Origin of the sequence: Paenibacillus pabuli, assembly GCF_039831995.1 — a bacterium.
GTDB lineage: Bacteria > Bacillota > Bacilli > Paenibacillales > Paenibacillaceae > Paenibacillus > Paenibacillus pabuli_C.
Genome location: NZ_JBDOIO010000003.1, coordinates 1883423 through 1905816, shown reverse-complemented (window position 1 = coordinate 1905816; position 22394 = coordinate 1883423). Strand labels below are relative to the sequence as shown.

17 protein-coding genes are annotated in these 22394 nt (G+C 48.6%); 14 read left to right on the top strand and 3 right to left on the bottom strand.

Annotation, left to right across the window (positions count from 1 at the left end):
* Nucleotides 1-196 precede the first annotated feature (196 nt).
* The gene (locus tag ABGV42_RS10520; protein WP_347381614.1) at nucleotides 197-2221 is read left to right on the top strand and encodes a Na+/H+ antiporter; all 2025 of its coding nucleotides are present in this window, start codon (nucleotides 197-199) and stop codon (nucleotides 2219-2221) included.
* Nucleotides 2222-2318: 97 nt separating this feature from the next.
* Complete coding sequence (locus ABGV42_RS10515; RefSeq protein ID WP_347381613.1) at nucleotides 2319-3083, top strand: polysaccharide deacetylase family protein; 765 nt, start codon at nucleotides 2319-2321, stop codon at nucleotides 3081-3083.
* Nucleotides 3084-3164: 81 nt separating this feature from the next.
* Here ABGV42_RS10515 and ABGV42_RS10510 read toward each other — a convergent pair whose 3' ends face one another.
* Together ABGV42_RS10510 and ABGV42_RS10505 are read right to left on the bottom strand one after the other, a co-directional pair.
* On the bottom strand, nucleotides 3165-4706 hold the full coding sequence (locus ABGV42_RS10510; RefSeq protein ID WP_347381612.1) for a DHA2 family efflux MFS transporter permease subunit: 1542 nt from the start codon (nucleotides 4704-4706) through the stop codon (nucleotides 3165-3167).
* 9 nt (nucleotides 4707-4715) lie between these two features.
* Nucleotides 4716-5351, bottom strand: coding sequence for an efflux RND transporter periplasmic adaptor subunit (locus ABGV42_RS10505; RefSeq protein WP_347381611.1), 636 nt, complete (start codon nucleotides 5349-5351; stop codon nucleotides 4716-4718).
* Nucleotides 5352-5510: 159 nt separating this feature from the next.
* On the opposite strand from ABGV42_RS10505, the gene ABGV42_RS10500 reads away from it, so the two are divergent.
* The 3 genes from ABGV42_RS10500 to ABGV42_RS10490 all read left to right on the top strand — a co-directional run bounded on the left by ABGV42_RS10500 (nucleotide 5511) and on the right by ABGV42_RS10490 (nucleotide 6908).
* Nucleotides 5511-5975, top strand: coding sequence for a hypothetical protein (locus ABGV42_RS10500; RefSeq protein ID WP_347381610.1), 465 nt, complete (start codon nucleotides 5511-5513; stop codon nucleotides 5973-5975).
* Nucleotides 5976-6100: 125 nt separating this feature from the next.
* On the top strand, nucleotides 6101-6307 hold the full coding sequence (locus ABGV42_RS10495) for a YwbE family protein (RefSeq protein WP_095287993.1): 207 nt from the start codon (nucleotides 6101-6103) through the stop codon (nucleotides 6305-6307).
* Nucleotides 6308-6326: 19 nt separating this feature from the next.
* The gene (locus tag ABGV42_RS10490; protein ID WP_347381609.1) at nucleotides 6327-6908 is read left to right on the top strand and encodes a DUF4269 domain-containing protein; all 582 of its coding nucleotides are present in this window, start codon (nucleotides 6327-6329) and stop codon (nucleotides 6906-6908) included.
* Nucleotides 6909-6931: 23 nt separating this feature from the next.
* Here the strand turns inward: ABGV42_RS10490 and ABGV42_RS10485 are convergent, their stop codons facing one another.
* Nucleotides 6932-8368 (bottom strand): hypothetical protein, encoded by a 1437-nt coding sequence (locus ABGV42_RS10485; RefSeq protein WP_347381608.1) that lies wholly within the window; start codon nucleotides 8366-8368, stop codon nucleotides 6932-6934.
* Nucleotides 8369-8769: 401 nt separating this feature from the next.
* Between ABGV42_RS10485 and ABGV42_RS10480 the strand changes: the two genes are divergently transcribed.
* From ABGV42_RS10480 to ABGV42_RS10440, 9 genes are all read left to right on the top strand, one after another.
* Nucleotides 8770-10593 carry a sensor histidine kinase gene (locus ABGV42_RS10480; RefSeq protein WP_347381607.1) on the top strand — a complete coding sequence of 608 codons (1824 nt, stop codon included), beginning with the start codon at nucleotides 8770-8772 and terminating at the stop codon, nucleotides 10591-10593.
* Nucleotides 10568-12181 carry a response regulator transcription factor gene (locus ABGV42_RS10475; protein ID WP_347381606.1) on the top strand — a complete coding sequence of 538 codons (1614 nt, stop codon included), beginning with the start codon at nucleotides 10568-10570 and terminating at the stop codon, nucleotides 12179-12181. The genes ABGV42_RS10480 and ABGV42_RS10475 overlap by 26 nt, the downstream gene beginning before the upstream one ends.
* Nucleotides 12182-12362: 181 nt before the next feature.
* Nucleotides 12363-13349: an ABC transporter permease gene (locus ABGV42_RS10470; RefSeq protein WP_347381605.1), complete on the top strand. Its 987-nt coding sequence runs from the start codon at nucleotides 12363-12365 to the stop codon at nucleotides 13347-13349.
* A gap of 17 nt (nucleotides 13350-13366) precedes the next feature.
* The gene (locus ABGV42_RS10465) at nucleotides 13367-14275 is read left to right on the top strand and encodes a carbohydrate ABC transporter permease (protein ID WP_127536375.1); all 909 of its coding nucleotides are present in this window, start codon (nucleotides 13367-13369) and stop codon (nucleotides 14273-14275) included.
* A gap of 150 nt (nucleotides 14276-14425) precedes the next feature.
* Complete coding sequence (locus ABGV42_RS10460) at nucleotides 14426-15949, top strand: ABC transporter substrate-binding protein (RefSeq protein ID WP_347381604.1); 1524 nt, start codon at nucleotides 14426-14428, stop codon at nucleotides 15947-15949.
* 134 nt (nucleotides 15950-16083) lie between these two features.
* Complete coding sequence (locus tag ABGV42_RS10455; protein ID WP_347381603.1) at nucleotides 16084-16797, top strand: hypothetical protein; 714 nt, start codon at nucleotides 16084-16086, stop codon at nucleotides 16795-16797.
* Between the two features lie 293 nt (nucleotides 16798-17090).
* Nucleotides 17091-18857 carry a sensor histidine kinase gene (locus tag ABGV42_RS10450; RefSeq protein ID WP_347381602.1) on the top strand — a complete coding sequence of 589 codons (1767 nt, stop codon included), beginning with the start codon at nucleotides 17091-17093 and terminating at the stop codon, nucleotides 18855-18857.
* Nucleotides 18858-18922: 65 nt separating this feature from the next.
* Nucleotides 18923-20551 carry a response regulator gene (locus ABGV42_RS10445; RefSeq protein ID WP_347381601.1) on the top strand — a complete coding sequence of 543 codons (1629 nt, stop codon included), beginning with the start codon at nucleotides 18923-18925 and terminating at the stop codon, nucleotides 20549-20551.
* A 129-nt stretch (nucleotides 20552-20680) separates the two neighbouring features.
* Nucleotides 20681-22363 (top strand): sugar ABC transporter, encoded by a 1683-nt coding sequence (locus ABGV42_RS10440; protein ID WP_347381600.1) that lies wholly within the window; start codon nucleotides 20681-20683, stop codon nucleotides 22361-22363.
* Nucleotides 22364-22394: the final 31 nt, after the last annotated feature.

The following is a 22394-nucleotide window of genomic DNA, read 5'->3' as shown; positions in this document are numbered from 1 at the left end:
CCAAACGGGTATTGTCCTGAGCATATTGTAACATCTTATAAACAAATCCAAACTGAAATTCTCACTCCGTGCTGTTCTCGTCCCCACTATCGGGGTAATGAATATGACAATATTTTTATAGCAAAAACGGATATATGTTAAAATAAGACTACTCCGATTGGGTTTATAACTTTATTTAGGGAAAGGGATTACCATTATGGAATTGTTTATTGCGGTACTTGTATTACTGGTACTCATCGGTCTGTCGAACATCCTGAACCGGTTTGTACCATTCATCCCGGTTCCGCTTATTCAGATTGTACTGGGTGTTGCGATTGCGCTTCTTCCTGCAGGGGTACATCTGCCATTGAATCCGGAACTGTTTTTTGTGCTCTTCATCGCTCCATTGTTATACAACGATGGCAAACGAACACCAAGGCATGAACTGTGGAATTTGAGGGCTCCCATTCTGCTGCTGGCACTGGGCTTGGTCTTTGTTACAGTAGTTGTGGCCGGTTACGCCATTCATTGGCTGATTCCAACCATTCCACTGCCTGCCGCTTTTGCTCTTGCGGCCATCCTGTCCCCGACCGATGCAGTAGCCGTTGGCGCCATGGCAGGGCGTGTACATCTGCCCAAAAGCATACATAGACTTCTTGAAGGCGAAGCTTTGATGAACGATGCATCTGGCCTGGTTGCATTTAAATTTGCCATAGCAGCAACGGTTACAGGCGTTTTCTCATTGGCGGAGGCTTCGTTCAGCTTTTTGATCATTGCCATTGGTGGTCTGCTGGCAGGTGCATTGTTATCCTTCCTGCTTATTCGGCTTGGTGTCTGGATCCGGCGTCTGGGTATGGAGGACGTCACCATACATATGCTGTTGCAGATCCTTACGCCATTCGTTATTTATCTGGTGAGTGAAGAGATTGGTGTCTCAGGCATTCTGGCCGTTGTGGCTGGAGGCATTATCCATGCCATTGAACGTGACCGTACTGAATCGGTTCAGTTGAAGATGCAGGTGGTCTCTGCAAGCACATGGTCCGTTATTTTATTTATTCTGAATGGATTGGTATTTGTCATTCTGGGTGTCCAAATTCCGGATGTACTGAGTACAATCTTTGAGAATGTAACCTTTAATAATCTGCAGGTTCTAGGGTATGTCGGACTTATATCCGTGTTGTTGTTACTGCTCCGTTTTGTCTGGATTTATCTGTTCTGGCAAGGGAATGAGTGGTTCCGCAAGAAGTCGCCGATCGGGAAGCCGAGGCTGAAAGAGATGACGATTATCTCTCTGTCAGGAGTGAGAGGCGCAGTAACCCTTGCGGGTGCGTTCTCCATTCCGTATGTACTTCAGGACGGATCCCCTTTTCCAGAACGGGATTTGATCATTTTTCTGGCAGCCGGAGTCATCCTGTTTACATTAATCGCCGCAAGTGTGTTTCTGCCACTGCTCGCCAAGAATGATGAAAAGGCAGCAGATGGTACTCAGCAAACGACAGAACGAAAGGCGCAGGACATTATGCTTAATGCGGCCATCCGGGCAGTCAAGTCCGAAATGACCGACGAGAACAAAGCCGCTGCACTTGCCGTAGTTTCCGATTTGTCGAAATATATCAGGCAGGCTGCAGGACAGATGACTGCGGGCAAGCGCAAGGACATATTGAAGCAGGAAACCGCCATCAACCTGATTGGTACGCGGGCGGAGCGTAAGGAAATTGAAACTATGATGGATGAGAATGTGATAGCGTCAGAAGCGGCGTTTAAATGTAACAGCTGGCTGGATCGTAAGGAAATGATGCTGGCAAACCGCACCAATACACAGATGATGTTCTCCATTAGCGAGATTGGACGCGTACTTGGGCATCTCTTTACGAATCGTTCGGAGAAACCGGATCAGCCGTTTATGATTGAAAATGCAGATCTGTTTCGCCAGGTTAAACTACGTACTTCAGAAGCGGCTATTAAGGCAATACGTGCTCACATGAATGATGGCAATCGGCCTGTGGCTCTATCCGTGATCGCCAAGTATGAGCGAGTGATCGCCAGACTGAAAACCTGGAATCAGGGCAAGACCGAAGATCCGTTCAATCAGGAAAAGCTTGAGCTGCAAATGGTAGCCATTCAGGAGCAGCGAAACACGGTCCAGCAGTTGTATGAGAATGGGGAGATCAATCGTGACGTGGCTGCGAAGCTGCGCCGATTCATCAACGACGTTGAAGCGACCGTACTGAAAAACAGCTAGATCAAAGGGATTGACCAGATTTTCCGTTAAATAGTTCCGGCAATTCGGGAAATGCTAACAGGGAGTTTACGTTTGACGACAAAGAGAGGACCTAAACATGAACCTGAAGGCAGCCCGAACGATCGGATTGTTCACCCTGATTCTCATGCTAGGCACCAGTTCTGCCCATGCAAAGCCGGTACAGAAGAATCGTCAATATTACGAAGAACGAGGAGAGATTGTCTGGGAGGTACCCACGCAGGACAAGCTCATTGCGTTAACCTTCGATGATGGTCCCGATCCGGTACAGACCCCGCAGATTTTGGCTTTGCTTAAGCAGTATCAAGCAAAAGGCACCTTTTTCGTATTGGGTAAATGGGCAGAAAAGTATCCAGAATTGGTCATGCAGGAACAGCATGAGGGGCATGAAGTGGCGAATCATACGTACGCCCATACGTATGCAGTCAAATCCACAGCCAAGGACAAATTTACGCAGGATATGGTGGCTGCCGAGCAATCCATTACAGAAGCTGGCGTACCACGTCCGCTGCTGTTCAGACCGCCCGGAGGATTTTACAATGACATGGTCATCGATGTTGCAAAACAAAAAGGCTATACCATTGTGTTATGGTCTTGGCATCAGGACACCCGGGACTGGTCTTCTCCTGGCGTAGCGGCCATTACGAACAAGGTGCTGAAAAACGCACGCAACGGGGATATTGTGCTGTTTCACGACAAGGTAGAAGGAAGGAGCCAGACCGTTGCTGCGCTAAAAGTAATACTACCCAAGCTTCAGCAAGAGGGATACCGCTTCGTCACCGTATCGGAACTGCTTGCAGTGAAGGCAAAAGAAGCAGCAAAGAATGGCGTTTCCTTTAAATAACGCTCGCTAACACATAATTAAAAACCGCCAGTTTCTCCTAGGAGAGACCGGGCGGTTTTTAATTATGTTCACGTGAGAGTATTATTGTTCTGTCTTCACCGCACGGGGGCGGGTTCGTGCTCGCCGCAGAAACAGCGACAGGATCAAACCGATAATGGAAATCCAGGTGGCTACAATAAAGGCATCGTTAATGCCTTCAATCGTCGAGGTCTGGACTGCGATACCGTATAACTGCTGTAACGCCAGACTAGAACCTTGTTCAGCTGGTACACCTGCTATGGCAGCCATCTGCGTACCCAGCAGACCGACCTGTTCGGTCAGGGGAACATTGGTTGTGGTGACTGTATTGCTGTAGTCAGCCAAATGAATACCTGAACGTGTAGCCATAACGGTAATCAGCAGGGCTGTTCCAATTGAACCAGCTACCTGTCTGATCGTGTTGGACATTGCAGTACCGTGACTGGTCAGATGGGGGGGTAACTGGTTTAACCCTTCGGTCTGTACGGACATCATCAGCATGGACATGCCGAAGCTGCGGAGCGTATACAACATCATAATGTGACCATAAGGCGTTTCCCCGGTCAATTTGCTGAATTCATAGGTAGAGAATGCCGTGATCAGCAAGCCCACGATGGCTAGCGGTCGGGAGCCGATCCGGTCGAATAGAACTCCTGAGATGGGTGACATGACACCCATCAGCAGAGCACCTGGCAGCAGCAGCAGACCCGATTGCAGGGGGGAGAACCCTCTTATATTTTGCAGATAGATTGGTAACAGGAGCATTCCCCCGAAAAGTGCCATGTTGATGGTGGCACTGACCAGCGTGGAGATGGTAAAAATATCGTATTTAAACACACGAAACTCCAGCAGGGGATGTTTCATTGCGGTTTCTCTGAGAACGAAGAACGTAATGAACAAAATACCGATGATCAAGGTCAGCAGTACGATTGCGCTGCTCCATCCCTTGTCGCCTGCAGAGCTGAATCCATACAGCAGGAACCCGAATCCGATCGTTGAAAAGAGAGCACCGTACGCATCGAATTTGGGAGAACTGAGCTTGGACACATTTCTCAGCCAAAGAAAAGCAAACAGGATATCGAGCAAAGCCAGCGGAATGACCATGTAGAACAGAATGCGCCATGTGTAGTGCTCCACGATCCAGCCTGACAAGGTAGGACCAATGGCTGGAGCAAACATCATGGCGATTCCCATGGTTCCCATCGCTGTTCCCCGCTTCTCGGGAGGGAAAACGGTCAGAAATACGTTCATAACCAGCGGCATAATAATGCCGGCACCGCTGGCTTGTACAATACGCCCAATCAGCATGACTGTGAACCCCGGACTGATTGCGCAGATTGCAGAGCCAACGGTGAACAGCAGCATCGCGGTGATGAACAGTTTGCGGGTCCCGAACGATTCAATCAGATAGGCTGTAATGGGAATGAGCACACCATTCACGAGCAAATAGGCTGTCGATAGCCATTGCACTGTTGTTGCCGAGACGTTGAAGTCATTCATCAGATGGGGAATCGCCACATTAAGCAGGGTCTGGTTCAGAATGGCAATAAAGGCGCCGAGCAGCAGGACGGCAATGGTTCTTCCGAGCGGCAATTGATTATCCATCGGCAGACCTTATATATGAACGCGCACAGTGGCGCTCATGCCTGGGACAACACCCAGTCCTTTGTAACCCTCAATCGTAATGGTGATCGGAATAACCTGCGTAACTTTAGTGTAATTGGCGTTCGTATTGGATGACGGCAGCAGGGAAAAAGATGAAGCCGTAGCCAGTCCAATCTGATCCACTTTGCCTGTCAATGTGGTATCTGGAAATGCATCGATGTATACGTCAACGATCTGCCCGCTTTTGATTTTGTCGATGACGGTTTCCTCCACATTCGCGGTCACATACAAGTTATCAAAATCATAAGCTCTAGCCAGTGGGTTACCGGCAGATACCAATGAGTTCTCCACAGCGGTCGCCTGGACAACGGTGCCGGCAACAGGCATGGTAATTGGGGTTGATTTGCCGCCTGCAGAGACGGTTCCGATGGTATCCCCTTCATTATACGAGGTGCCTACTCTGCCTTTCCACGTTTGGAGTTCGCCACTGACGGTGGAAGCGATGGATATGGGCTGACCCGTGACTAACGCATTATCCGTTTTGACATAGCTGGTGGATTGGTTGTAATAGTATATGCCTGCGGCACCAGCCCCCAAAATCACCAGAATGACAATGATATTGATCAATATGGCACGAGAGTTCATGTGGATCATTCCTCCTAATATGTTCTTCTGCTGACAATCCTGTTTGGAGCATTCCCGGTACTCCGCTGCTCTATACGAAACAACATGAAATATAATCCGCAGATTGGGGAACCAATATATTGATAAGTTGCCACAGGCGATGACAAGGAGGATGCTCAGATGTTGATTATATTGGCAGTAATTGTTTTGCTCGGGGTTATTTTTCTCATGATCTTCAACTCAAAATCGACCCGCAGAGCTGCAGAAGCGAAGGCTGCCCAAACGGCTGAGGCGGATCGGGAGCCTGTCCTTCTGCAGGGGGAAGAGCAGCAAGAGGGACCCATGCTGGATTCTTCAGATCCGGTGGATTATACGGAACCAGATGGACCAAGAGAGACGGAAATTGAATTGCGGGAAAACAGGGTTGAAGGGAGCCACCAGGCCAAGGAGCAGGGAACGGAAGCAAAAGGAAACGATAATGCGTATCGTCAGGCCTTGCTTCATTTTCGCAAGCCAACTGAACCTCAAGAGGAACCGGCCATAACCAACTCTAATGATGTTGAAAAGAGTGCGGATGAGATCTACCGGTCCGCTCTGCGGGAGATGAAGAGCAAATCATCCCATCCGGATTCAGAACCGAAGTAAGGTTGCTCCACGATTCCATACAGCGGGCATAGCTTTTGTTTTGAATCCAAAAGATTTACAATAGATGAAGCTTTGCTCCATTTTAGCTGAATGGATGTTGCAAGAGGAAGGAGAAGGATTGCACGATGAACGGACAACAACGAGTGAACATTAAACCGGGCCTGGAGGTGGATATCGTACTGAAACAAGATCAGCCCACAGGTAAACTAACCAGGGGGATCGTCAAGGATTTGCTGACCAAATCACCCACGCATCCCCATGGCATCAAGGTTCGTCTGACAAGTGGACAAGTCGGACGTGTAAAACAGGTGATTACAGGAGCCGCGGAATGATTCAGTTGACACAGGCTCCATGAAGACAACGGCTGAGGTTTTGGCACATCTGGCATCCGGGAACGAACGACAACGGGACGTTCACCGGGTGCTTAAGCAAAGTGGACTGATCTCCGTTTTGGAGGCTTATACTCCTTATCCGGCGGGAACCGTACCCATCGATATAGACATACCTGGCAGTGATCTCGATATATTGTGTGAAGCTCCAGATCTGGACGCGTTCGAGATGATAGTGACTCAACATTATAGCGGGATGGAGCAATTTTCCTGTCAACGCGGAACGGGGCTTGGGGATGGACGTGCCTATATAACCTGTTCCTTCCAGGCTGAGGATTGGCCAGTGGAGATTTTCGCCCAATCGGTGCAGGTCAATAAACAGAACGCTTACCTCCATATGTTAGTCGAGTGGGAGTTGCTGCAGCTCTGGGGTGCCGAAGGGCACGCCGAGATCCGCAGACTGAAATCGGTTGGGTTGAAGACCGAGCCGGCCTTTGCGGAAGTGCTGGGCTTACAGGGCGACCCATATGTGGAGCTACTGCAACTAGCCGATTGGAGCCGGCATGAACTGTGGATTTGGGCAAGGCAGCGTACTTCATTTTAAAATCAATAAAAGAATTGCACTTATTATAGTAAGAAGATGGCGACAATCGTCGTGACCGTCAAACCAAGCAGTACCGGCTTCAGGTTGCGACGCGCCAGTTCAAATGGACTTACCCCGCAGATGGCAGCAGCTGGAATCAAAGCCCAAGGGATTAAGGTGCCTCCGCCGACCCAGATGGCAGCAACCTGCCCAAGTGCTGTTAATACGGGAGCTGAATCTGCTGTGCCAGCAAACATCGATGCAATGGACCCCACCAGGGATATCCCTGAAAACCCCGAACCATCCATGCCTGTAACTGCTCCGATCAAGGTCATCGTGATCGCACCTACCGTGTCATTCAAGGGAACCAGACCCGCAAGAGCAACGCCCAGATCATTGACTATACCGTGTGATCCATCGGGCAGAGGATGACTGAACAATTCGGTGATGGCTGCGTCCCCCAGATAAAAGAAAGCTGCGATAGGGATAACCGGACCGAATACTTTGAAGCCGAACTGAAATCCTTCAATTAAATAATTCGTTGTTTCCTCAGGACCTTCATGCCGGTGTGCAGCGAGGGTGACCGCGATTAGGATAAGTACTGCGGTACCTCCAATTAAGGCTGTAGCATCCCCGCCCTGTAACTTGAGAACAAACATCAGAATGACATCCACTGCGAATAACAATGGAATAAATAAGGCGAATGCCTTCTGTAATCGTAGCGGTATTGCTTGACGTTGTTGCACAGGTGCAACTCCGGCTCCGGGCGAAGCTTCGGTGGGAGAAGTACCGTTTAACGATTCACCTGGGACAGGGGGACGCAGCTGAGATCCGGCGCTACGTTTCATCTCGTTTCGTAACATCCAAAAGGCAGTCAGTGTGGATACTGCGCCCATAACAAGGACCAGGGGAATGCTTGCCGTCATGACGGAAGTAACCGGTAGGCCGGCTGCATCTGCCGTCAGTTTGGGTGCCCCTTGAATAATATAGTCTCCCGAGAGGGCAATACCGTGTCCAAACAGATTCATTGCGATGGCAGCACCAATGGGTGGAAGCCCTACACGAACGGCGACGGGAAGCAAAACTGCCCCGACCAGTGCTACCGCTGGTGATGGCCAAAAAAACAGGGAGACCGTCATCATGATAAGCCCAATTCCCCAATAGGCTACCTGCGGAGAACGGATAAACCGGGTTAGTGGAGCAACCATTACTTCATTAATACCTGTGCGAATCAGTACCCGGCTCATGGCGACAATGATCGAGATGATAAAGATCGTGCTGAGCAGTTCCTTCGCAGCATATACAAAACTATTGAAGATTCCTGACACCGCACCGCTTAACGTCTCTGTTGCCAGCAATCCAATCGTCATAATCCCGGCAACACAGATGATTGTCGTATCCCGGCGCCGGATCATGACGGCCACAATGAGTACGATAAAAGCCAAATATACATAATGCAGCGGTACCAATTGAATATTCACACCGCATACCTCCTTCCACCTTAGTCCTAAGGCGTGCTATATCGTATGCATGTCAGGACCGGGCGTTCATGGAGAAGAGGAGGGCAGAAAGGCTTTATTTTTGCGGAGAAGTGTGAGCGTGACAGTCAGCAGGATTTTTTTTGCAAATGGAGAATTGGTTAGACGATACAGCTCGAATGAACGAAGTAATCAGGTCACCAGAGCTGACAGAGATAGGTCACTACATCATATAGACAGCACGTAATAAGCATGATTACAATGAACATGCCACCATTAAGGAAGAAATATGGAAATTTTAGCGGTGGTTTGAATAGCAGCATAATAGAATGTTATTTATTTTTGATAACGTTTACAGGATGAGCAGTCATACAAAATATTAGAGAATAAGAGGGCGGGAATCCATGAATTTTATCCGTTCACTGCGCTTCAAATTCATGATTGGCCTAACGCTGATCATGCTGCCGCTGTTTCTGCTGTTGTATTACAACAATGTCTATGCAATAAGAGTCGTGAGAGACAAAGTATCCCTTACCAATATGAATCATCTTGCGAAGAGTGTGGAGCAGAATGAGCGAGTACTGCAAGAGACCAACCGGTACTTATACAGTCTGGGCGAGCGGGATCCGGATATTATTTCGCTTTTTTTCCTGAAATACGGGAGCGGGGACTATATCATTACGAAACAGCGGATCATGAACAAATTCATGACAGATATCGGATTTTACAATCTGATTGATTCCTTCTTTCTGTATGATGCAGTGAATGATGATCTGCTGCTGGCGACTTCGGGCAGTTATGACGTCAAAATGTCACTTGTCCGGGAGAGCATGCCTGTACAAATGACACAATTGGATGATGAGATCCAGCGGCCCGAATGGAGTATAGTTCGCGGTGGTGGATGGAATGCACTGGTCAAAACCGTTCGGATTAATCAGCAGTTCTATGCTGGTGCACTTGTGGATATGAATGCGCTGAATCATCCCGAACAATTCACTGAATCCGGTGAACGGGGAGGTGCCGTTATCGTGGACAGCAAAGGGGGAGCATTGTCGGGTTCGGCCCTCAGCCCGGCGCAGATCAAGCTGGCTGCAGCACATCTCTCCGGTCTGAAGAATCCCTACCAGGTCATCTCGGAGGTTACATCCAAGGGGGATGAACGCCAATATCTGATGCTCGGCATGCCTTCGGCGATGTCCAAAATGAACTATATTGTCCTACTGCCCGAAGAGGATATGCTGCGCAATCTGCCGTTCTTTCAGCAGATTATTCGTTTGCTGCCTATCGGTGCAGCGGTCATTTTGATTACGGCTCTGATCTTTCTGCGCCAGTTACTGTTTCGACCGATGAATACATTGATTCGGGGGATGAGACGAGTTAGTCGTGGAGAGCTCGACGTGAGACTTGATCCTCCGACTTCATCAGAGTTAGAGTTCGTCACACACAGCTTCAATCAGATGACAAGCCAGATTCAGCATCTGAAAATTGATGTCTATGAAGAACAGCTGCGTACCAGGGAGGCCGAATTCAAGCAGCTTCAGATGCAGATCAATCCTCACTTTTACCTAAACTCCCTGAACATTATTCATAGCTTGGCTTCACTGCAAAAACATGAACTGGTCCAGCAGATGGCCGGACATTTGGCCGATTATTTCCGGTTCAGTCTCCGGGCAGGCAAACGCGTTATCCGGCTGGATGAGGAACTGGAGCACATTCGTCACTATTTGGAGATTCAAAAGCTCAGGTTTCCGAACAAGCTGGATTTTATCCTGGATGTGGATGAAGGTCTTGGTCATTATGTGCTGCCGCCTTTAACCCTTCAGCCCTTCGTGGAAAATGCAATTATTCACGGGTTTAGGCGGCGTACTGAACCATTTGTCATATGCATCTCAGCCTTATTAACGAAAACGTTATCCGATCAACATTCTGAACAGGGTGAAGAGGGGCGGCACAGCGCCACATTGAGGATTTCAGTTGAGGATAACGGAGTCGGCTTTGAGCAGGAAATGCTTACACGTTTGCAGCAGGGGAATTATGCGGAAGATCCAAGCGGACAGCACATCGGGATCTGGAACGTTGCTCACCGTTTGCTTGTGAAATACAATGAATCAGCCAAACTTGAGTTCCAAAACCTGAATGCTGGCGGAGCGGCAGTTATCCTGTATCTGCCCGCCCATACGGAAGAGGAAGAAGGGGGAACTTATGCGGAACCTGTTAATCGTGGATGATGAGGTTTATGCCCTACAGGCCATGGTAGAAGGGATTGATTGGCGTTTGGCAGGCATTGATCAGGTATTCAGTGCGGGTGATGCCGAAGAGGCACGACTGGTGCTCCAGAGCCAGTCCATCTCCATTCTGATCTCTGATATTGAAATGCCTGGAGAGACTGGTCTGGATCTGCAGAGCTGGGTATTGAAGCATGCTCCTGGCATCTTGACGATCTTTCTGACAGGTCATGCTCTGTTTGATTACGCCCAGACAGCGATCAAGTTAAACAGTTTCGACTATGTGCTAAAGCCTGCCCAGGCCGATCAACTTCTTAAGGTCGTCACGCAGGCCGTGGACAAACTCAAAGCCGGAGAGCAGCGTTCGCGTACCAATGAGATATATGAGTCCGTGTACAAGCGCTGGCAAACGCACAAACCGCTGCTGACGGAGCGGTTCTGGAAGGATGCGATCTCTCAACGCGTCGCCCTGACCAAGCCACGACTGCAGGAGCTGGCCGAAGTGTATGGAGCGGAAATCGACCCGCACGCACGGATTCTGCCGATTGTCATATCGGTAGAGGAGTGGGTAAGGGAGTTCGATTTGCGTGATGAGGAGGTACTGGAATATGCCCTTCGGAATGCAGCGAGGGAGATGCTGCTTGGCGATCGGCCAGGAGAAGTATTTCAGGACCATAGCGGTCTGAATATCGTACTTGCGTATGAACAGGATGGAGTCGTACCCATTGCAAGCCAGGTGGCACAGGATTGTCAGGTGTACATTCGGGAGTGTGGGATGTATTTCTATTGCCGCTTGTCCTGTTACGTAGGTGCTCCCGTGGCCGTAACCGAATTGCAGGGGTTGCTGAACGAACTGATGGATATGGAGCGCCGCAACATCAGGGAGCTTGAGGGAGTCTTCGTATATGACGAGCAGGGCAGGGAACCGGAGGATCGATTTCTGCCGATCCCCTGGTTCTCCGAGCTGTCCATTTTGTTTGAAACCGGCAAAGTTGACGATCTTCGGGAACGCGTGGAAGAAATATTCGAGCTGCTGGCTGCCCAGGAACAGTTATCTCCTGAGATTCTGCGCCTGTTCTATCATGCCATGCTGCATGTCGTCTATCCCCTGCTTCATCAGAAAAGTGTATCTGTACGCAGTCTGTATCCTGGTGAGCGGGAGCCTGAAGAAAGTATGGTTACTCGCTCCTTGCCGCAATTAAAGCTTTGGACATTGGATCTCATCAACCGTGCCATTCCGATCTTGTATCCGGATGATCACAGCCCGATGACGATTGTAGACCAACTGTGCATTTATATCGAAAATCATATCGGTGAGGATCTGATGCGAGAGGAACTGGCATCCTTTGCCGGCTTCAATCCTGCATACCTGTCCCGCCTGTTCCGGAAGGAGAAAGGAATGTCTCTCTCTGAATTTATACTGCAGCGACGGGTAGCCAAAGCCAAAACCTTGTTGTCTGAGTCCACCGTAAAGGTCACGGATATTGCCGGCAAGGTGGGTTACTATAACTACTCCCATTTTACGAAAATGTTCAAGAAGTGCACGGGCATTACGCCACAGGAGTTCCGCAAACAGTCCAGGACGGTCTAGCGTTGACGCAGCATGCTGCGTCTTTTGTTTTGTATCCTGCAAATGTCATCATTTGATAAGTGAAGAGGTCACCACAGCAGATATTGGGCCATCACTCCCCGCGGTTATACTTGAACCACAGGATATACAGCGGTGCTTCATCCTGAGGAAGGAAATCAAGAGGAGTGAGGGAGAAGAGGTTATGAAGACACAACCCCAGGCGGGTAAGGGTGTACGGGTAGCGGATATACCGGAGAGATCGGTCCGCAAGCGAAAGTCTGTATTATACAATCTTGGCAAGTTCAAAGTCTTGTATCTCATGTTTTTGCCAGGGATCCTGTTTCTGCTGGTAAACAATTATATGCCGATGTTCGGCGTCCTGATTGCGTTCAAAAATGTGAATTACGCCGACGGTATTTGGGGCAGTCCCTGGAGCGGCTGGGATAACTTCAAGTATCTGTTCTCAACGAGTGATGCCTGGGAGATCACACGCAACACACTGGCGTATAACACCGTATTTATTGCGCTGAATCTGTTTGTAGGGGTAGGGCTTGCCATCCTGCTCAATGAAGTGAAGAACAAAGCCATGTCCAAACTCTATCAATCCCTAATGCTCCTGCCTTACTTTCTGTCCATGATTGTGGTTAGTTATCTGGTGCTGGCCTTTCTCGGCAAGGATTCGGGTTTTATGAACTCGACGATCCTGCAGCTCTTTGGCGGACAGCCCATTGACTGGTACTCGGAGCCGAAGTATTGGCCGTACATTTTGCCGATTGTAAACACCTGGAAAAACATTGGATATTATGCCGTCATTTATCTGGCAGCTGTTGTGGGCATTGATGAAGAATACTACGAAGCCGCTGTGCTGGACGGAGCAAGCAAGTGGCATCAGATCCGGTTTATTACGGTTCCGTTCCTCGTCCCGCTCATTGTTATCATGACCTTGCTTCAGATCGGCCGAATCTTCTATGCAGACTTTAGTCTGTTCTATCAGGTTCCATTGGAATCGGGGGCTTTGTTCCCTGTAACGAACGTACTGGATACCTATGTCTATCGCACGTTCCTCATTGGGGGCGACATCGGGATGTCTTCTGCGGCTGGACTGTATCAGGCGGTTGTCGGATTTGTACTTGTACTTGTATCCAATACGATCGTCCGAAGAATGGATAAAGATAATGCATTATTTTGAGAGGAGGCAAGTCTGCTGTGAAATCACGTGACCCACTTGCTGTATCGCGGCGTTCCGCGTCCGTTATACACGCGATGTTCATTTTCTATGCCATAGCCTGCATCGTTCCGATTCTGCTAGTCTTCGCCATTTCCTTCTCGGACGAGACAACCGTCATTGCGAACGGATACAAGCTGATCCCAGAGAAGTTTAGCCTGACCGCTTATGAGTTTCTGTTCAAGGATATGGATCAGATTATCCATTCCTACGGCATTTCCATCATCGTGACGGTGGTAGGTACCATTACCAGCGTGGCGTTGACTGCACTGTATGCCTACCCGCTTTCCAGAAGGGATTTGCCCTACCGCGGATGGTTTGCCTTCTTTATTTTCTTCACAATGCTGTTCAATGGGGGGCTCGTTCCCTGGTATCTCGTATACGTCAATGTCCTGGATCTGAAAAATTCCATTCTGGCCTTGATATTACCGCTATTGTTATCACCGTTCTTCGTTCTGGTGATGCGGACATTCTTCGCCAATTCCATTCCGGTATCCATTCTTGAGTCGGCTCGGATTGATGGCGCTGGTGAGCTCCGAACGTTTACACGTATCGTTCTGCCGCTCTCCTTACCGGTTATGGCCACCGTGGCATTGTTCAGCACACTGAACTACTGGAATGATTGGTACCTCAGTATGATTTTTATCTCTGATAACCGGACGATCAGTCTTCAGTACCTCATGTACCGAACACTGCTCGATATTCAATATTTAACATCCAACTCCAATGTTTCTTCACAGATTTCATCACAGGGCGGGTTGCTGAACCTGCCCAACAAAACGCTGCAAATGGCGATGGCTGTCGTGGGCATCGGTCCGATTGTGCTGGCCTATCCGTTCTTCCAAAGGTACTTCATTAAAGGTCTGACGGTGGGCGCTGTGAAGGGATAACTCCGGTCTGGTTAACGGGGTAATGGATGATCCCAAGATAGAATGAAAGGGCATATATACAATGCAAGTGAAGGATCTAAGTTACATTTGGGTTTCATGCGAATTGGGGAAATCGTGTGCAAGGTCCAACATTTATGGGGAGGGGTTCAGTTGATCAAATCAATGAAGGTATGGCCGCGACTCGCGGCAGCCGTGATGGCATTCAGCTTGGTGCTTGCCGGATGTTCATCAGACCAAGGTGGAACGACGCAAGGGGCAGAAAACGGAGGGTCAGGGGAAAGCGGAGCGAAACCGTATGAAGTTACGCTGTACTACCCAGGGACACCACAAAAAGATGTGGCACTGGTGGAAGCCGAGATTAACAAAAAGATGGAGCCCAAGATCGGAGCTACTCTCAAGATTAACGCCATCGACTGGGGACAGTGGGATAACAAGCTTAACCTGATGATCTCTTCCGGAGAAAAGTCAGACATTATTTTTACGGCGGCATGGCAGAACTACACCGTCAATGTGGCCAAAGGTGCGTTCCTGCCCCTGAATGACCTGCTTGATCAATACGGGCAGGATATCAAAAAAAATCTGGACCCTGCCTTTCTGGAAGGTTCCCAGGTTGATGGTGTAAATTATGGCGTTCCGACAAACAAGGAATTAGCAGCTACGCGTGGTGTTCTGGTGCGTCAGGATCTCGCGGATAAATACAAACTCGACCTGACCACAGTAAAAACGTGGACTGATCTTGAGCCACTGCTAAAAACGATCAAGGAAAACGAACCAGCGATTACTCCATTTTATGTCTCGAACACCAACGGTAACGGGCTGCTGGAAAATCTGGATTGGGACTATCTCGGTGATGCATCTGTACCTGGAGTCATCTCCAAGACAGCTGGTACAACAACCGTGCTGAACGAAGTGGAGACACCGGAATTCCAGGAGGCCGCCGCACTGGCACGCAAATGGTATCAGGCGGGGTATATCAATAGTGATGCTGCAACTTCCAACGTCTTCCCGAAAGATCAGGCGAAGGCAGGCAAGGTCTTTATGTGGACAGACGGCATGAAACCGGGGAAGGACAAAGAAGAAGAAGGGTACGTCGGTTACCCGCTGACTCAGATTGAGATGACAGAGCCGACCATCACAACCGGAGATGCTTCAGGTGCCATGCTGGCCATCTCACGCTCTTCCGAGCAGCCGGAGAAGGCGATGCAGGTGATCAACCTGCTCCACTCTGACAAGGAGATCAACAATCTGCTGAATTTCGGGATCGAGGGCAAGCATTATGTGAAAAAGGACGGTCAGGACAATATTATTACTCTGCCTGAAGGCGTGGATGCGAACAGCCGCACATATAATCCAGGTGCCCAATGGCAGCTTGGCAACCAGTTCCTGAACTTCCTCTGGGATAATGAAGATCCTCAGAAATGGGAGAAATTCAAGGAGTTTAATGCCAAGGGAGTCAAGTCGCCTGCACTTGGTTTTACCTTTAACAGCCAGTCCGTCAAAAACGAAATTGCAGCGGTCAACAACGTAAACAAGCAGTTCAAACCAGGTATGACATCCGGAGCAGTGGATCCAAACGAAATGATTCCCAAGTATCTGGAGAAGCTGAAGGCTGCAGGTATCGATAAAATCATTGCAGCCAAACAGGAACAGCTTGACGCATTCCTCTCCAAGTAAACGGAAGACTTCCTCTTATCAAGGTGTTTTCGGCTAAGGTCGAAGATGCCTTGATTTATTTTTTTTGATATGGATTGTACATCATAATTAGGAAATTTATGATATAATCAGGTGGCTAAATAGGGGGTGTTCCTGTGTCGAGGACGAAATTAGCGTTCTCTGCGATTTTGCTGCTTTTTGCTATCATTTTTACGTTTAATCACCACCTGGGTTATTCGGTGGGAGATCGGTTGTTATCCAAAATGGGGTTATCCCCCTATACCACGGCTTACATGAGCGGTGTACATATTACGTTATTTATAGGATTAGGATTATTAGGATGTAGTTTTTATCTAACCCGCAAAGAAATAAAGTCTTCATATCCACGGCTTGCAAGGCAGCTCTGGCTGATCGTCATGGTCATTATTTTAAGTTATTCCTACATTACGGATAAGGTGATGTATGTCGCCAAATGGGGCTCCACTGGCATCCATGGCGTATCTTATCTTCAGAATGATAGCTCCTGCATGTATGAGGTGGCTCTGGATGGCCATACAAGAGTAAGCTGTGATCTCACACTTAAAAATTATAGCAGGCAACCCGTCGCAGCCGTGCTTCTGCCTGACTTGGCGAGAAGCTACAGGCAGCAGGATGATCCATTATACGAAGCTTTGAAGTCCATCGAACTTGAGCCGGTCCATCTTGAAATCAAGCCTCATGGAACGTTCGTAGGCAAACTTGCATTTTCAGGTTCTGCACAGTCGCCGCTTCAGGTTAAGGGCAAGCTCAAGGATATTGTGCTGGATGTCGAAGTAGAAGGTCAGAACATGGTATTTGATTACGCGATGCGATCAAAAATTCAGGAATGATTACATACATATAGAAACGGAAATTCAAGAAGCATGCCATAGCGATGTTATCCGCGAAGAGCTGGCCAATAGGCTGGCTTTTTTGTATTGCGGAAGTTGCAATTAGTGCAGAAATATTGGTTTTGTGACCTTTATCCCTAATATGGTAACGCTTACGCTAGTAAGTGAGCCGGTTGGGTGTGGAACGGTGAAATGATGAAGGCGGAGAACAGCATGATAAAAAAGTGATTGTTTTTGCCGCTTACATCATTACAATTAATGTCACGACAATTTTAGACAAGGTGAGATGAATAATGTCATACCGGACCAATCTGTTTTCCAAAATGGTGATCTTGATCCTGATTATGCTGATCCCCGTTGTATTGCTGTACTGGTACTCGAATCACAAAACGACGGCCGTTCTCAGGGATGAATTGAATCGTTCCAATAGCAACCAGCTCGAGTTTTTCCAAAATCAGGTGAATTCGCACATTGAATTGTTATCGTCCTGGCCTAATCTGCTTATCCATGATCCGGATATTGCGAGCTTCCGCCGGATTTATACCGATAGCCAGTATTTTGACCTGGATGCAATCAATCTGGTCAAGCGGATCCAGAACAAGCTGAGTATTCAGGAAAGTTCGTCTAACTGGACAACGAAATTATATTTGTATTCCCCTTCCATGGGCAGGGTTGTATCCGAACGAGATGCACGTTTTTATGATAAACAGGCACTTAGGGAAAGTATTGTTTCCGGTTGGGATGTCCGCAAGATGGAGGACGGGGAAGACGAGAAATTCATGTTCAGCTGGATTACCGCTTCCCCCTATGGAATCAAGGACCCCGCCGTGAATGCGGAGACCATTATCAAGCTGGAATTTGATAGTGACAACATACGCGACATGCTGGACAAGTTCAAGGATGATGGAAGGCATGATCCCTTTTATTACCGGGAGGAAACCGGAGTCATCTATAACCGAACCTCGGATCGTACGCTGACCAATCGGCTGATGGACCAGTTGGCCATTCATAAACTTCAGGATGTGGATAACCGTACTGTGGTCATCGACAACGAGCCTTACATGGTCAACACCGTTAAATCCAGCACGACAGGCTGGTATCTGGTGGATTATATGCCTTTATCCGATATATTGAAGCCCATTCATCAATCGAATGTGCTGTTCTATTCTTCGATGATTTGTTTGCTCGTGATGAGCTTCCTGGCCGCCTATCTGTTATACGTTCAGGTGCAGGTACCTGTGAAGCAGCTTATTCGGGGATTCCAGCGATTGAAGCAGGAAGATTATTCGGTACGGATCAAGCCGAAGGGCCGGAATGAATTCAGTTTTTTGTCCGAGCGATTCAACTCCATGGTGGAACAGATTCAGCAGCTGTTTGAGCATGTGTATCTGGAACAGATTCATGTACGTGAAGCCCGATTGAAGCAACTGCAATCCCAGATTAACCCGCACTTTTTCTATAACTGTTTCTCATTTATTACAAGTATGGCGAAGTTGAAGCGTGTTGATGCCGTGGTAGCGATGTCACACAATTTATCCAGATACTATCGCTACACCACCAGACAGGAACGTGACGTTGTGCCACTGACCGAGGAAATCGAATTTGTGACCTGTTATCTGGAAATCCAGCAGATGCGCATGGAACGGATTCGTTATAGCATTGATCTGCCAGACAGCATGAAAAGACAGGAGGTCCCGCCGCTTATTGTGCAGCCTTTGGTTGAAAATGCGGTAATTCACGGCATTGAAGCCGATGCGGAAGCCGGAGAGATCAGGGTGACCGGAGAAAAACGGGATGGTGTCATGATTCTGAAGGTTGAAGATGACGGACAGGGCATGACCGGTGAGGAGAGGGATAAGCTTCTGGACAAGCTTAGAGGCACGATGGATCAGGATATGGGCTGTGGTCTGTGGAATGTGAATCAACGATTGCAGCTGCGGTATGGAGAGCAGGCAGGCATTCACATCACCGAATCCTCGCTGGGCGGACTCTGTGTGGCCTTGTCATGGCCTGCAGAAGATGAAATAGATGAGGAAGAAGTGTCGATACAGAGCGATTGACAGCAATTTATAACTTTTCGAAAGTGAACATATATTGCGAATGTAGCAGACAGGGAGTGACGAAAGTGATCGATATACTGTTGGTGGATGACGAAACGTACGTAACGGAGAGTCTGGAGATGACCATTCCGTGGGGAGAGCTGGGGGTAACGACGGTGCTTCGTGCAGCGTCTGGCAAGGAAGCCCTGGAGATTCTGGAGGAAAATGCGGTAGACATTGTCGTTACTGATATTCGTATGCCGGGTATGACGGGATTGGACCTGATCGAAGAGGTAAGCAGCAGATGGTCTCATATCCGCTGTATTCTGCTGACCGGGCACAGTGATTTTGATTATGCCAAAAAGGCAATCCAGCTGCAGGCATCCGATTATATTCTCAAACCCGTGAACGATGAGGAGTTTATGGCATCCGTCTCTGCTGCGATTACGTCTCTCCGCGGAGAGTGGGATGAGTTTGATAAATATCACCGGCTTCTGTACAGCCGGAAGTCGGATTATAAAATTTTGCGCGAAAATCTGATGCATGATCTGCTGCTTGGCCGTGAAATCACAACGCGAGCGCTTCGTGAACAGCTGCAGCAGTATGAGATAGGACTTGAACCGGAACAACCGGTGGTCATGCTCCTCATTCGTCTTACAGGCCGTTTCTCTTCCATGGATCAGCAATCACTGGACCTGATGGACTTTGCGGTAGGCAATATTGCAGAAGAAGTCCTCGGGGACCGGTTCAGAGTTTGGTTTGGGCGAGGACCGCATGAATGTCTGGTCATGTTTCTTCAACATCAGGGATCGATGGACGGGGACGGAGCATCGATGAATCAGGAAACATTGACCGGACCGGTGGATACCTTCCGGGAGCATGTCATTCGTTATTTGCAGGGTGATCTGTCCATGGTGGTCACACCTCCTTTTCCTTTTAATGAAATGACAGCGGCCTATCGCAGAAGTCTGGGCTCGCTTGTCCTTTCGGGTCCGGAAGAGAACAAGATTATTTTTATGGACAAGGATATGACCCAACGGATGGAAAATGATGCAGCGCAAGCGCTGGAGGAACTCTATAAACCTCCCGTTTTGCCCCAGTTACTTGAAACGAAGCAGTGGGAAGCTGCAGCAAGCAAGCTTAATGCTGTTTTTGACGCGGCAGATCGGGTGTGTTTGTCCAGGGAGCATGTGTATGAGATGTATTTGTCTGTGACCAATGCGTTTATGTATATCGCCCACAAGCAGGGTCATCTGGTGCACGAGATCGATCATGCAGGCTTTGACCTGCTGCTGGCACATCAGTTGATCCAATCTCCCGAACGGTTGCGGCGCTGGGCAATGGAAATGCTTGCGAAGCTTCAGGAAGAGTTGTCCGATCAGGCGGGAACCCAGAGCCGCAGGCATGTCATCAAGCAGGTTCAGGAGATGGTTACCAGAGATACGGGGCAGGATCTGTCCGTGAAGATGATTGCCGATAAGGTATACCTGCATCCCGTGTATCTGTCGAAGATTTACAAAGCCGAAACCGGCGAAGGACTTGGGGACTACATGATCCGCATGCGCATGGAGCGCGCACTGTATCTGCTGAAGAACAGCAACAAGAAGATTTATGAGATTACGAGTGAACTTGGATATCAAAATCCGCAATATTTCAGCAAAATGTTCAAAAAGCATTACGGCATGACGCCGAATGAATTCCGTGACCAGGCATAAATTCATCCTTCATTCCAATATATAGGTTGTCAAAGGTGCAGAAATCTTGTTTTCGTGACATAGGCTGAAAGGCCCGTCAGGCCTATAATGAAAAGGTAACCAAAACGATTGATTGAAGGGGGAACAACAATGAGAGCGAAATCTACAAAAAAGAGATGGCTGCCGCTCCTGGCTACGACAACGTGTTTGGCTGTCATTCTTGCTGCATGCGGAGGAGGCAGTGGCGGTGAGAGTGCAGGTTCCAGCTCGTCTGCCATTGAAAACGAATACAAAGAAAAATATGATCCGGAAGTGACCATTACGACAGCATGGGGAATAGATCCGGAGCTGAAGTTTAAAAACGGTGAATCGATGGAAAATAACGTGGCAACCAAGTGGGCCAAAGAGAAGTTTGGGATCAACATCAAATCGCTGTGGTCCGTTACGGACACCAACGGTGCGTTTGCAACGAAGCTTCGTCTGGCCATGTCTTCCGGTCAAGAGATGCCTGACGTGGTAACGGTGGGAGACAACCTGCTCGCTCAGGATCTGATTGACTCAGGCATGTATCAGGAAGTCGGTCCACTTTTCGATAAATACGCATCCGACACTTGGAAGAAAGCCATGGAGCAGGACCCGAACGTATGGAACCAGTACAGCCGCGATGGCAAAAGAATGGGTATACCGGTACTCGACTATGCCTACAACAATGACTACCTGCTCTGGATTCGCCAGGACTGGCTGGACAAGCTCAACCTGAAAGCGCCAAAAACCATTGACGAGCTGGAAACGGTAATGGAAGCGTTCAAAAATCAGAATCCGGATGGACTCGCACCAGATAAGGTCATCCCACTGAGTATCGGTTTCAAAACGTCCATGAATACTTGGATGGGTGATCCATCCTGGATCTTCGGTGCCTACGGTACACTGCCGTTCCAATGGAATCTGGGTGCAGATGGCAAGCTGGAGTATGGCTCCATCAACCCTGGCATGAAACAGGGTTTGACCAAATTGAGCGAGTGGCTCCAAAAAGGATATATTCCACAGGAAGCAGCCTTGTGGGATGAAAACAAAACGGCAGAGCCTGCCGTGGCGGGTACGGCCGGTATTATTCCTGGTCCTTACTGGATGAGCGGATGGCCGCTGTTGGATACGGTGAAAAATGTTCCAAGTGCCGTTTGGAAACCGATCGAAATTCCAGTAGGACCCGAAGGTAAAGCGATGCGTCACGGTACACAGTTTGTTAATGGTGTCATCCTGATCAAGAAAGATATGGAGCATCCCGAAGCATTCTTCACGTATGAGAACTACCTGTTTGACAACTATGCAGATCCTGCTCCAGGTAGTCCGTACGATAACGGTTTGTTTGAAAAGTATGACTATCAATTGGATGCCAATGGCAAACAAATGCCGATAGATGATATTGAAGGCGGTTATGTCAACGTTGTCCGTTACCTGCTCGTTCGTGATGGTGCCCGTATTCCGGATGCGCAGATGAAAGCGCTCTTGAATCTGGCAGACGGCAAAGAGCCTGAAACGAAGCTGGAGAAGGACGTTGCCGTTAACTATGGTAAGGAAACACCTGCTGCAGCGAAAGTGCTGCTGAGTCAGGAAGAGATCTCGTACAAGAACATGTTCACAGGTCCGACCACAGCGACGATGAAATCCAAGCTGGATTACCTGAACAAAATCGAGAATCAGGCCTTTAATGAAATCATTTACGGCAAGAACCCTGTAGATGCGTTTGACACATTTGTTCAAACATGGAAATCAGGTGGTGGCGATCAAATCACACAAGAGGTCAATGAGTGGTATGAGAGCGTAAAAAAATAATCCATTCATGGCGCACAGACGGTATAGGTCT